This window comes from bacterium, from assembly GCA_037131655.1.
Classification (GTDB): domain Bacteria; phylum Armatimonadota; class Fimbriimonadia; order Fimbriimonadales; family JBAXQP01; genus JBAXQP01.
The window spans coordinates 18486-30709 of record JBAXQP010000003.1; the positions used below are offsets into that span (position 1 = coordinate 18486).

The 12224-nt window shown below is 48.8% G+C and carries 12 protein-coding genes; 7 read left to right on the forward strand and 5 right to left on the reverse strand.

What is annotated here, in order from left to right; translation table 11 throughout:
- The first annotated feature begins 10 nt into the window (after nt 1-10).
- From WCO51_00410 to tgt, 3 genes are read left to right on the forward strand one after another with little or no spacing between them, the layout of a single operon-like run.
- Nucleotides 11-568, forward strand: a complete 558-nt coding sequence (locus WCO51_00410) for a DUF1854 domain-containing protein (GenBank protein MEI6511723.1) — start codon at nt 11-13, stop codon at nt 566-568.
- A complete protein-coding gene (locus WCO51_00415; protein MEI6511724.1) occupies nt 565-1269 on the forward strand; it encodes a ComF family protein in 705 nt (234 codons plus the stop codon). Before WCO51_00410 ends, WCO51_00415 begins: the two co-directional genes overlap by 4 nt.
- A 16-nt stretch (nt 1270-1285) precedes the next feature.
- A complete protein-coding gene (tgt, locus tag WCO51_00420; GenBank protein ID MEI6511725.1) occupies nt 1286-2410 on the forward strand; it encodes a tRNA guanosine(34) transglycosylase Tgt in 1125 nt (374 codons plus the stop codon).
- Here the strand turns inward: tgt and WCO51_00425 are convergent.
- Nucleotides 2396-4129: a hypothetical protein gene (locus tag WCO51_00425; GenBank protein ID MEI6511726.1), complete on the reverse strand. Its 1734-nt coding sequence runs from the start codon at nt 4127-4129 to the stop codon at nt 2396-2398. The two genes, tgt and WCO51_00425, sit on opposite strands and share 15 nt — an antisense overlap.
- A gap of 271 nt (nt 4130-4400) precedes the next feature.
- Here WCO51_00425 and WCO51_00430 point away from each other — a divergent pair, with 271 nt between their 5' ends.
- Both WCO51_00430 and WCO51_00435 read left to right on the forward strand, forming a co-directional pair.
- A complete protein-coding gene (locus tag WCO51_00430) occupies nt 4401-5768 on the forward strand; it encodes a nodulation protein NfeD (protein ID MEI6511727.1) in 1368 nt (455 codons plus the stop codon).
- 74 nt (nt 5769-5842) lie between these two features.
- Nucleotides 5843-6646: an SPFH domain-containing protein gene (locus WCO51_00435; GenBank protein MEI6511728.1), complete on the forward strand. Its 804-nt coding sequence runs from the start codon at nt 5843-5845 to the stop codon at nt 6644-6646.
- A gap of 43 nt (nt 6647-6689) precedes the next feature.
- On the opposite strand, the gene WCO51_00440 is transcribed toward WCO51_00435, so the two are convergent.
- The 4 genes from WCO51_00440 to WCO51_00455 all read right to left on the reverse strand — a co-directional run bounded on the left by WCO51_00440 (nt 6690) and on the right by WCO51_00455 (nt 10688).
- On the reverse strand, nt 6690-7223 hold the full coding sequence (locus WCO51_00440; protein ID MEI6511729.1) for a hypothetical protein: 534 nt from the start codon (nt 7221-7223) through the stop codon (nt 6690-6692).
- 113 nt (nt 7224-7336) lie between these two features.
- Nucleotides 7337-7795, reverse strand: coding sequence for a hypothetical protein (locus tag WCO51_00445; protein MEI6511730.1), 459 nt, complete (start codon nt 7793-7795; stop codon nt 7337-7339).
- Between the two features lie 464 nt (nt 7796-8259).
- Nucleotides 8260-10104 (reverse strand): cytochrome c biogenesis protein CcdA, encoded by a 1845-nt coding sequence (locus WCO51_00450; protein MEI6511731.1) that lies wholly within the window; start codon nt 10102-10104, stop codon nt 8260-8262.
- A 101-nt stretch (nt 10105-10205) separates the two neighbouring features.
- Nucleotides 10206-10688 carry a protein-disulfide reductase DsbD domain-containing protein gene (locus WCO51_00455; GenBank protein MEI6511732.1) on the reverse strand — a complete coding sequence of 161 codons (483 nt, stop codon included), beginning with the start codon at nt 10686-10688 and terminating at the stop codon, nt 10206-10208.
- 336 nt (nt 10689-11024) lie between these two features.
- On the opposite strand from WCO51_00455, the gene WCO51_00460 reads away from it, so the two are divergent.
- Both WCO51_00460 and WCO51_00465 read left to right on the forward strand, forming a co-directional pair.
- A complete protein-coding gene (locus WCO51_00460; protein ID MEI6511733.1) occupies nt 11025-11384 on the forward strand; it encodes a sulfite exporter TauE/SafE family protein in 360 nt (119 codons plus the stop codon).
- A gap of 419 nt (nt 11385-11803) precedes the next feature.
- The coding region (locus WCO51_00465) for a hypothetical protein (GenBank protein MEI6511734.1) at nt 11804-12224 on the forward strand (421 nt) is incomplete at its 3' end.

Sequence of the window (12224 nt, forward strand, 5' to 3'; positions counted from 1 at the left end):
CGGAACTGCCATGGCATTTAGTGATGACCCTACAAAAAAACTATTAAATAAGCTGAACGAAATAGACTACACGGCGAGTGAAACTCGCTACATTGAGCCGAAGGATATCCGGGTTGGGCGTGACCCTCTTAACGCAATGCCTCGGATGGAGATCGCGAACGAACAATGTAGTGTGTGTGTTAGCTTTATACGGGCTTTTCCATTTTCTGAGCCTGAACGCTATATCGTAGTAATGGACGGCGACGACAAGGAGATAGGAATTCTGGAGTCATTGAGCGGGATAGACGATAAATCCTATGAGATTATTAAGGAAGAATTAGATAGGCGCTATTTCACTCCTCGAGTCTTTGCCATTTACGTGAACCGCAAGGAAGGCGATGTCTGGCGGCTCGAAGTCAGTACTGATCGGGGAAACCGTGTGTATTACGTTGAGCACTGGCACGACAAATCGCATGAGATTTCATCCGGGCGTTGGCTCATTGAGGCAACTGACGGTACACGCCTGGAAATTCCTAATATCAACAGCCTGGATAAACGGAGTCGGTCGCTTATAGAACAAACGTTATGATCCGCTCGATCGGGTCTGGGATTTCAGACTTACTTTATCCTCCTCGCTGCGCTGTATGCAGACAACTCGGCTTGCCCTCCTATTGTGATGACTGCCTAAAGCAGATAATTTATATCGAACAGCCATTCTGTACCTGCTGCGGCCTGCCTGGTCAATCAAAACTTTGCAGGGAATGCCTTGCAGGTAACCGAGCGTTTACATCTGCGCGTGGGGTTGGTTATTATCGAGCTACTCTTGCAACTGCCCTTAAGACTTTTAAGTATAATGCCTCGCTTTCGCTTGTTGAGCCTTTGGGGAAGCTGATGACTGATTTTTTGGATACGGAAATAGGGCAAGACGTTGCTGGGGTCGAGATGGTGATGCCGGTCCCTATCCACCTCTCGCGTCATAAAAAGCGCGGTTTCAATCAAGCCCGTTTACTTGCCGAACCTGTTGCCAAGCATCTTGGGTTGCCATTAAGCGATGCTCTGCTTTTGCGTACTAAACGCACCCTGCCTCAAGTTGACTTGACACCTGAACAGCGGCGGGAAAATGTTTCCGATGCGTTCGAAGTTCGAATGCCGAGTGAGATCAAAGGGCGTCGCATTTTGCTGGTAGACGACATCATGACGACCGGTAGCACAGTGACTTCTTGCTCAAAGACACTTCTATCCGCAGGCGCAAGTTCTATTTATGTCCTAGCCCTTGCCCGCGAGACATAGGTACACTCTCTCTTCGATGCAATTTTCATTTAATATCACTCATAAAGATGGATTGGCGCGCTGCGGGGAACTGTCTCTGGCGCATGGCACAGTTGAAACTCCTGCATTCATGCCGGTTGGCACGCAGGGGACGGTCAAAGGCATTGATCAAGGGGAGTTAGAGGAGATCGGCTATCAGCTTATCCTGTCCAATACCTATCACCTTTATCTTCGCCCCGGCGCTGATCTGATTGAACGGGCAGGCGATCTGCATGGCTTTATGAGTTGGCACCGTAATCTTTTAACCGACAGCGGCGGCTTTCAGGTGATGAGTCTTGCCGGTATTCGAAAGGTCACCGATGAAGGCGTGGAGTTCCGTTCGCACCTCGATGGTTCGCTTCATCTGTTCACTCCCGAGCGATCAATAGAAATTCAACGGCAGCTCGGTTCGGATATCTGTATGGCTTTTGATGAGTGTCCTCCGTATCCTTGCACCAAAGAAGAGGCGGCGGAGGCAATGAATCGAACCCATCGTTGGGCAGCTCGATCACTTTCAGCCCGTGCCGATGGTCAGGTGATTTACGGCATCGTTCAAGGCGGCGTTCATGAGGATTTAAGAATAGAAAGCGTGAATGCGATTACCTCGATGCCATTTGAAGGGATGGCGATAGGGGGTGTTTCTGTTGGTGAACCGGTTGAAATGATGCGCGATATCGCTGAATATGCTACTCCCTTGCTTCCCGCAAACAAGCCGCGTTATCTTATGGGTGTCGGGACCCCTGAGGATATTCTCCATGCGGTGTCATGCGGTATCGACCAGTTCGACTGTGTACTGCCTTCGAGAGTGGGTAGGCATATGGCGATGTATACAAGCCGAGGCCGTTTGAACTTGAGAAGCGCGCGTTATTCGGAAGTCTTTGGCCCTGTCGATCCTGAATGTGATTGCTATGTATGCCGACGATACAGCGCCGCTTATATTCGGCATCTGTTTAGAAGTGAAGAGTTGTTGGCAGGCCGTCTTGCAACCTATCACAACCTCTATTTCTACTACAAGCTTATGGCAAATATCCGTGAAGCGATTAAGAAGGGATGCCTTCAAGAATTCCGCCGCGATTTTACTAGCAAACTTCAAGCGGATGACAAAGCATCAACGCAAGCCTAATTCAAGAGACGCTCTTCCCGGTAGACTCACGTTCACGCCGTAAAAGCTAAAGCCATAACGCTCAATTTTTCGAGGGTGAATTGGCTTACCGTGAACGTTTATCGATGCAAGTTGAGGGGCAAGAAAGAGCAGGGTTGCCTCATCCATATCCTCTTCTGCATAGGCTGTCAGCGTTGGGCCTTCATTCCCATCTCGGAGGGTATACTTGACTTTGCGGCGAGAGGCTTCCCACTGCCATATTTCACTCGATTTCCACCACTCCATCCCGAGGCTGCGTCCAACGACGACGAGCTTGCGGAAGGTTTCCTGAGTGAGTCCGTTTTGCGTTAGACCTGGTCGAATAACAAAATGGGCAACCCCGTGATGTCTGGCTGTTCTTTCAATAAGTCCTTGGCAACTCTGCGAAGGTAAGAAGCCATCAGGCTCGCGTGACAAAAACGGTAGTTCAAAGCACTTGAAGAAAGTGCCTTGACTGCCAAATGGGCGGAAGGGATGGCAAGTGCCGAATAAGAAGCCCGCATTCCCCGGATGATTTGGTCCTTTGGATTCTTCTACTCTAACATCATTGAGGTCACACCATTGGAAAAGTTGATTACGCCTTTCCCAGCGGGTATCAAGAGTGCGACTGGCAGCCATACTGCCTCCGGAGGCCCTTGTAATATGGGTTAATTGGATTTTATATCTATCTTCATGCCAGGTGCCCGCTTCGACCGCGTTGTAGAGAAGGCCGATATCGTGTTCGAGGTGTCGAAGATTGCGATATACATCGAGCGTGTATCCAGGAGGCGTGATACACCAAGTTGCGCGAACACCCACTAATCGCATGGTGTAGATCATCGCCTGTGTCGCCTCGGCATCACTGCCATCCGAATCGCATGAAATATGTCCAAGCGCAGTGAGATTTCGAGGATAGTACCAAAGGATCGGTAAAACTTTCTTCATGCGTTGCGCCGAATACAAAATAGCCCGAATAATAAGTTCGCGAAGCATATCGGCGATAGGCTGGTGGAAGAGAGGTGTTTGGTCTTTGTATAGAGGTGCGCGATCGAATTTCCAATCTAAGACCATACCATCTTCGCATCTGAGCATTTCGTCATTAACCGGCGCTGAACCGTCAGGCGCAGGAATGCCGTCTTGGTCGACCGCGATACCTTGTTGGATGTATACAACTGAGCCAAGGAGGTCGAAGCCGAATAAGATCGCCGTACCTTCACCGACTATTCGTTCACTAATGGCATTTCGCTCAGTGGCTTGGTTATGCCCATCATAGGCAAACGCTAGAGAAGTGGCATCCTTAGTAACATGGGGTGTGCCGCCAAAGAAATGAATGTTGCCAGTCAGCCCTTCAGTAATGGGATGATCGCCATTAGCTACTAGATAGCCTTCACCAAAATTGGAGATTTCATTTTTTGTGTAGGGAGCAGGGCTTTCAAATTCGACCCCAAATAAATCTTCAAGCCCGGAACAACCATCGATCGCGATCAATGTAGCTCCTTGCTCGACGTGTTCCCTGATCATTTTCTTCTCAGTGGAGTTCAGGTCAATATTGCCGGCAAGAATAAGAATAGGCGGAAGAGGAGACGTCAGATCATTGCCGTTTTTATGTATTTCATTAATAATAAAACCGGCATGATTTAGTATTTCTCGAATATAAATACTGTGTTTAGGTTTACCTGCGCATATCAAGCCAATTCGTGCCCAGTCCAATTTCTTAACCATCCAATCCTCCACAACAAGGTGTATCTCGTGTGTTAATTATTGGATGGAAAGGCAGATTGAATGAGGTTAAAAAAGATGTTAAGGGAAAGGAATATAGGTAAAAGGCGAATCTTTTCTGAAGCTATTGCATATCATTCCCGCTACTCAGTGATACGGGGCTTGGCTGACAACTATATTGCCGCTGAGAATTGTAATAGAGGTTAAGTATGTAATTATGATTGACGGCACAAGCAATACCGTGTTACAATTGCCTGAGGAGGCAGACGTTCGATTGATTAAACAAAATCGCTTAAAATTAGTCTTGTTGCTTGTGATGGTGATGATAGCCATAATCATCAGTTTTGCTCAAAAGCCTGTAGCGGTGTCCGCAATCAAGCCTGTTAGTGTTTTCAAGTTCGAAGGCCCTGTTGATGTTCCCCATGCAGACTTTGTGCTTAGAGCGATAGATAAGGCTAACAGAGACGGTTCGCAAGTGGTTGTCATGCAACTAAACACTCCAGGCGGATCACTTGATGCCACCCAGCAGATTATCACCAAGATGTTGAGCAGTCCAATCCCTGTGGTCGTTTATGTATCACCTCAAGGGGCATGGGCAGGTTCGGCGGGTGTATTTATTACAATGACAGCCGATGTCGCGGCGATGGCCCCAAGCACAACCATAGGATCTGCGCATCCGGTCTCATCGACCGGGCAAGATATCCCAAAAGATATGCGCCAGAAGCTTGAAAACTTCACTGCTGCCTGGATACACGGCATCGCCCTTCGACGCCATCGAAATGCCAATTGGGCTGAGCAGGCTGTCCGAAAGAGTGTTGCGGTTTCCGAACAACAAGCAGCTAAGCTCAAAGTGGTCGATTTTATTGCAAATGACCTTAATGACTTACTCGTGAAGCTTGATGGGCGTCAACTCACCCTTTCGAATGGCCAAAAGGTAACACTCCACACAACAAATGCTCCGATTAAAAAAATCGAAATGACCATGGCGGAGTTGTTGCTTACATTTTTAGTGAACCCGTACTTATTGATTATTCTTGGCACGATTGCGCTTTACGGGATCATCGCGGAAGTACAAAATCCGGGTGCGGTGTTTCCTGGAGTCATTGGGTCTATCGCCCTATTGTTGGTTTTATATGGGGGTTCATTCCTACCTATAAATATCGTTGGTGTCGGGCTGATCCTTCTTTCAGTTACGTTGTTTCTTGTCGATATCTATTCACCGACCCATGGCGTATTAACGGTAGGTGGGCTTATTTCACTGTTCTTGGGTCTTACGATGCTATTTCGTTCCGATTACGGCGCTCCAGAAGTTTCAATCGCATTTATTCTGCCGTTGACGCTTGTTATCGGCCTAACGTTCGCGTTTATCCTATCGGCTGGAGTGCGTGCTCAGTTTCGACCGAAGGAGAGTGGAGCGGAGGGCATGGTTGGCCGCCTTGCCGAGGTAAAGGTTGCTCTCAACCCCAGGGGGCAAGTTTTCATGGACGGCACTCACTGGAATGCAGTGGGGCCAGGCGATACTATTCCAATAGGTCAGATGGTGAGGGTAAGTGATGTCAAAGGTTTGACACTTTATGTTGAGCCTGTGCTTCCTGATGGAATTTTAACCGGAGGTGATGAGAACTCGAAGCAGGAATCTTGAGTATCGATCGATAATTATTAAGAGAGAATTAGCGGCTCCAAGAAGTAGCGCGGAGCTGTAGAAAGGTTTAACAAATGGAAGAACTCATTCGGTTTCTTATGACTAACCCTTCGGGAGCGTTTATTATTGGGGTAGTCGTTGTTGGCATGATTATTTTGCGGGCGAGCGTTCGAATTTTGCCGGATTGGGAGCGGGCAGTTGTACTTCGACTTGGACGGTTCCAAACGGTAAAAGGCGGCGGTATAATTTTCCTTATTCCGCTTATCGACATCCCGCGAATAGTGGACACTCGAATTGTGACGATGGATGTTCCCAAACAAGAGGTAATGACCAGGGACAATGTGCCGGCAACGGTGGATGCGGTTGTGCTATTTCGGGTGGTCGATCCGAAGAACGCGATTTTGAGTATCTACGATTATTACCGAACTGCAAGTCTTAATTCTCAAACGAGCTTGCGAACGGTTATTGGGCAGGCTGAACTCGACGAACTGCTTTCAGAGCGTGACAAGATCAATCTCCGGTTGCAGACCATTATCGACGAGCAGACAGAAGCGTATGGCGTTAAGGTGATTTCGGTTGAAGTGCGTGATGTCTCCTTGCCGGAGACGATGAAGCGTGCGATGGCTCGTCAGGCTGAAGCAGAACGAGAGAAGCGTGCTAAAGTTATCGCTGCCGAAGGTGAGTTTCTGGCTTCACAGCGACTGCTCGAAGCTGCCGACACTGTCTCTAAGAACCCAGTTACCCTTCAGTTGCGGTTCTTGCAGACAATGGTTGAAATTGCCAATGAGCGCAGTTCGATTACGTTCTTGCCAATTCCGATTGACTTGCTTAGCCCTCTGATGAAGGCGATAGGGCATAAAGAAGACGAGAAGAAATAAAAACAGGGCGGGCGTATAACGCCCGCCCTGTTCCTTAAATCAATTATTGGGAGGTTTTCGTTCTCAGCATTTCTTCTTCGGCTCGCTCAAGATCGGCCATTGTCTTTCGTTCAGGCACTTCAAAAAGCTGTGGACCATTTTCTTCGATAGCCTCGGCTTGGGCAACTGCCATGGGCTTAGGCTCGGCTGTTTTGGCCTCGACCTCTTTCTTTTTAGAAACGGGTTTTACGGCTTTTCCATCCCCTTCTTTTAACAATAGGATGTCATCCATACTGACTAAGAGGGTGTAGTCCAAGTGGAAATCCATCTCCTCGGGGGTTAGGCGCGTCTTTGCTTCTTCAGAAAGGTTATTAAGCCAACGCTCGTGCATGCGTTTTTCAGAGGCCTGGTGCCTTTCTCTGAAATCTGGTTCAAGCGAGTCGGTATCAATTTGTATAGCTGCTTCCTGTCCGTACAACTTCATAATGGTGCCGACAAGGCCACCGAAATAGTTATAATATCTTGCGAGTCGGATATCTTCTGAAGTTTGTTCGCGTGTCGCTATTTGAACGCTGTCGCCAATTTTAAATTTCGTCAATTTATACCCTCGTGATAAGAAGTCCTGAATTTGTCTTGTGTGATGCAAACAGGCAGCAGGGGAAATGAATAGATCCCCATTGCGCGTAGCGATTGTTATTTTACCTAAAAACCTTACCCATTGGCAATTTCAATCCGGTGTTGGAGCTTGACTTTGCCAGATCGACTGACCTCTTCGCGATAAATTTGGTGTAATCCATGGTAAGGATTTAGCCCCCATGCAGCTTTTACTTTAAATCTTGCAGCATCAAAAACTTTCTTCGTGGCTTGTTTGGTAACACCCATACGTTTACCAATTTCTTCAAAAGACTCTCCCCTGCGACGCGCCTGAAAAACCAAATATTGTTTACTGGTTAGCTTAGCAAGACTTATGACCGTGTCAAGCTCTCTTGCCTTCAACGACCGTGTTGCACCTTCGAGTTCGTTTTGGTTAATCTTCAGAGATTTTTCTTGTTTGTGACTACGCCTGAGCTTACGGGCAAATCCATTTTCGGTATAGCATGGAGCTTCGCGATTACGTTGGGTTGAGTTGATGTACCAATCGGCAAGTACTGAGAGATCTTCAGATCGCATCGGGGGCCGCCTCCTAAAGAATAGGTGTACATATGTATACTATAATTATAGGTGATTGTCAACCAAAAACCAAAAACGAAGCTGAAAGAAATATAATTAAGTTTGATAAAGTGGACAAACTGAAGCAGATCCTATTTCCCCCTTTCCAAGGGGGAATACAAAGGGGTCAATCCGTGCATATTGAGTTAAGTTAGCCCCAACGTGGCATAGCAAAAGATGCCACGTAAACGGGACAGACCCCCGCCTGTATCCTCTCCCTACACCGTCAGGTGTCATTGCGAGGCTGCCTTGTGCCGAAGCAACCTCCTCCATCCGGATTGCCCTTCGATATGGCCTGGCGGCCTACTCAGGGAAGCGGAATTGAGTAAGAATTAGAGAAAGAGAAAGAGAATGAATCCGGAGACCCCTTATAGTCCCCCTTGGAAAGGGGGACGTTTTTATAGCTGGTGGGTGATGACTTACCTCTACAATCCAACTTTCGCAAGGCGTTTTTGGAAGGCGGTGGGGGGTTCGAATGTGGTTAGGCGGTCTACTTCTTGTCCTTGGGCGTTTAAGAGAATGACAGCGGGGAGGCCGTTGACGTTGTATTTGGTCTGGATGGCTTGGACTTCTGTATTGTTGCCATCGGTAGCGTCAACTCTTAGGGTGACCATCTTCGCCATCTTTGCCATCACTTGTTTATCGCTAAAGGTTTGCAGCTCGATTTCATGGCACTGTTGACACCATTTGGCGGTGAAGTCTATAAGCACCGGCTTGCCATCAACCTTTGCTTGGGCGATGGCTGCTTCGGTGTAGGGCAGCCAAACCACCTTGCTTGCTTCCGTTGGAGCGGGACGCCAGATGAGGACTGCTGAAGCAACGGCAGCAATCCCCAGCAGGTTCTTCACCTGTCGGATCATTAGCGAGTTCTTACCGGTCTTATCGAACATAATAAGGAATACGCCTGAACCTAGTAGGAACACCCCCCAGATGGTGGTATACATTTGCGTCGTTACACTGGGAAGCGGGCGTAAGTAGAAGATGCCCACGCCGATGACGACAAGTCCCAGTATATGCTTGATCGTGACCATCCACTCACCGGAACGGGGTAGTTTCTGCGCCCCGTTGGGGATAATTGCAAGCGCCATATAGGGTAGACCTAGCCCCAATCCAAGTCCGAAGAACATCCAGAACCCAAGCACGTAACTGCTTAATTGAGAGACAATCGCAAAGAGAGCGAGTACGACAGGCCCGGCGCAAGGAGCCGCTGCAACTCCCGCAAGCATGCCCATCATCGCTGCGCCGCCAACTCCACTCCTGCCGCCGACTTTATTCATAAGGAAGCTTGGAGGCCTTATCTCCCAGAGATCGAACATGCTCAAAGCAAGCGCGAGCATGATTACCGCCATCCCCGCTGACACCCAGGGGCTTTGGAATTGGAAGCCGAAAGTCTTGCCCGAAGCTGCCGCTATTAGACCAAGGGTTGAATAGACCATTACGATGCCGAGCATATAAACTAAGGCTAGACTAAAAGTGCGCTTCCGATTGCCCGGCGCCTGCCGCGCAAAGAAACCGATAGTAATGGCAATAATCGGATAGACACACGGCGTCAGGTTCAACGCTAACCCGCCAAGGATCACCGCCAGCATTAGCGCCAACCAGTTATGAGCTTGGTAAAGGGTCCAAATAGACATGGCAAGCTTGTTGTCTTTGAAGTTCTTCGTTGGGTCAACCACAGGAGTAGGCGGGGTTGGCGGTGGGGGCGCAACGGTTGGGATCTGATTGTTCGGCTTTACAGTCGGCTTATCAGGTTGAGGAGCTAACGCTTCTGGCGTATTCGGCTTCTCTGCTGCGTCTATCTCGACCGTCGTCTTAAGGGTTACTTGAGCGGGAGGATAGCAGTTTTTGTCATCGCATGCCTGATACTTTACTGTGCCTGTGAAGTCGATAAAAGGCGTTGGCTCACTCTCAGACGTCGTGTTCTTGATGTGCAGCTTGAACTTAATCGGGACTGTGCCCTCATAGACTTTCGTCTGCGCGCCAGCTACGTCAACCACCTTCGGCGCAGGGTAGGTGATGTCGCTTATTGTGTATTCCGGGAGTTTATCAGGGACAAACTCGGTTGGGATAAGTAAGGATTGTGAGGCTGGATTGGCGTTGATGTGGTATCCGGGCGGTACGTTCAGTTCGATTGTGCCTTCGATCGTCTGGCCAAATCGCGCGCGATTCGGATTGAAGCTCACTTTGCCGGTGACATTAACCACCTGCGATTGAGCCAATCCAAAGGCACCAATAAACGCCATCAACCCCAACAAAGCTCGAAACCTCATAACCAACCTCCTCTTAGCACAGCTTCTATTATACTTAGAAGCATGCTAGGCTCACTCATAACCCCGTGTAAATAGCTTTATTTCTTAATAACTAGCTTACGTTAACGTACAACTTTTAAGGTTGTTTTAACGGTCACAAGGCTGGGGGCGAAGCAGTTGGTGGCGTTGCATGCCTGGTAGCGAATAGCGGCAACAAACGGGACGGATGAGGCCGGCTTCTGCTTGGCTTTCAGCGGCTTCATCGTCATTTTGAACTTGATAGGCACAGTCCCTTCATAAACCTTAGTTGGTGCGCCTGCCACCGTAACCGTCTTAGGCATCGGGTAAACGATACTACTGATGGAATACAACGCGTTCTTGCTCGGCGTGAGCACGGTCGGGATTAAGAAGTCTTGCGAGGCGGGGTTGGCATTGATATGATAGCCGGCGGGAACTGTCAGCGTCACAATGCCTTGAGCGCTCTTTCCATAGACTAAAGAGCTAGGCTTAAATGAAACTTTCCCCGTAACATTAACCGCTGGCGCAGCAGCCCAAGCTGCGACGTAGACATAAGCAAATATAAGAATGCTAGTGCGTAATCTCATTGGCAATCTCCTCCATTTTCTCCCTTATTATACTGTGCAAGAAGGCTATCAAGTTTCATCACTCGTCTTCCCAGAGTTACTGACGCTCCGAGAGAAGTCTGAACCCTCTCCCCCCTGTGCCAGGCTTGTTATCGTTATATGCAGGGATTTGGGCACAGGAAGGAGATACAGAGGGGGGTTGCGTAGAACCTACCGCTTGTTCACAAAGGCCAAAAAAGACCCCCACCTGTATCCTCCCCCTACGCGAGTCTGTCGTGATAAGGCGACAGGTTTACTTGCGCAGGGGGAGGACTCACAGAGTGAATGATGGGTACTATTGAACAAAGGAGGATTGACATGCAAGCGCTTTTATTAATTCTTTTGGGGATTGCCGCAGGAGTATTATCGGGAATGTTTGGAATTGGCGGGGGAGTGGTTATCGTTCCCGCGTTATTACTTTTATGGAAGCTGCCAGCGGCAGAAGCAACGGGTACCTCACTGGGGGCGTTGCTTTTGCCCTGGGGCATCCTTGGGGCGATTGATTATTATAAAAAGGGCAATTTGAACATTAACTTTGCCGTGCTTATTGGCTTGGGTATCCTGCTAGGCGCCCTCCCTGGAGCCATCTTCGCCCAAGACCTCAACCCAGTCATCCTCAAGCGTCTCTACGGGGCATTCCTCCTAATCGTTGGGGCGAACTTTCTGATCAGAGGTTAAGCTGAGAGGGTTGAAGCGTAACTCCAAGGCTGTTTGCCCTGGACTCTGAGGCGATGACTAACCGACAGAGGGGCAGTGTCTAATCGAGGAGGGATCAGAGTCTAACGGGCGAGGGACCGGTGTCTAAGGCATGTAGCGCGTGGTCATTATGGGGCAGGTTTTGCTGCTTACAGGTAACCGCAACTGATGGCCACTAAGACATCTTTCCTTAATTATCGGCATTTCCCCCCGGCCTCCTGCAACTTTCACCTCACACCCCGCAGTATTAAGAAGCGGGGGAACAGGAACGGCAATAAATCAACTTGCCCTTTCGCCCTAATTGCGACGGTTCTCTTCTATATGACAACCGGCAGTCAAGGTAGTATGACTGTTAGACGGATGGACGTATTAAGGGAGTAAGACCGAGAGGTGAATTCAAGATGCGCAGGCAACCAAAGGCAAAAGTGGCGAGAAACCAGTATTGGCAAAGCATGACGCAAGTAGGATTTGTGCTTGCGTTGGTAGCGTTTATACTGCTTTTAGTGTCTTTTAATATCAATGAATTCTGGCTGCCGTTGTTTTGCGTAGGTTTGTTACTGTTCGTTGCATTGGGATGGTTACGCCCGCATGAACCGATTGTGATAGGGATCAACGTCGGAGCCATTGTGGCTGCCTTGGCTGTTAGTTATCTTGTGGTCATTCCTTCTAAAGAGTCCGCCCCAAATACTGGCATTGATTTTGCATGGCTTTACTACTTAATGTCTTATTTGATTGGATGTCCGTTAGGAGGCTTTTGGGGGGCTGCTTTGGGGGTTATTGTCAGTGGTTCCAGGGCGCGACGTAAGGCCGCTATTTGGGGCT

Bases quoted from the DNA above. Each gene is read 5' to 3' on its own strand.
- WCO51_00455 (MEI6511732.1), bottom strand. From the start codon at position 10,688: ATGAGATTACGCACTAGCATTCTTATATTTGCTTATGTCTACGTCGCA.
- WCO51_00460 (MEI6511733.1), top strand. From the start codon at position 11,025: ATGCAAGCGCTTTTATTAATTCTTTTGGGGATTGCCGCAGGAGTATTA.
- WCO51_00450 (MEI6511731.1), bottom strand. From the start codon at position 10,104: ATGAGGTTTCGAGCTTTGTTGGGGTTGATGGCGTTTATTGGTGCCTTT.
- WCO51_00435 (MEI6511728.1), top strand. From the start codon at position 5,843: ATGGAAGAACTCATTCGGTTTCTTATGACTAACCCTTCGGGAGCGTTT.
- tgt (MEI6511725.1), top strand. From the start codon at position 1,286: ATGCAATTTTCATTTAATATCACTCATAAAGATGGATTGGCGCGCTGC.
- WCO51_00445 (MEI6511730.1), bottom strand. From the start codon at position 7,795: ATGCGATCTGAAGATCTCTCAGTACTTGCCGATTGGTACATCAACTCA.
- WCO51_00425 (MEI6511726.1), bottom strand. From the start codon at position 4,129: ATGGTTAAGAAATTGGACTGGGCACGAATTGGCTTGATATGCGCAGGT.
- WCO51_00410 (MEI6511723.1), top strand. From the start codon at position 11: ATGGCATTTAGTGATGACCCTACAAAAAAACTATTAAATAAGCTGAAC.
- WCO51_00415 (MEI6511724.1), top strand. From the start codon at position 565: ATGATCCGCTCGATCGGGTCTGGGATTTCAGACTTACTTTATCCTCCT.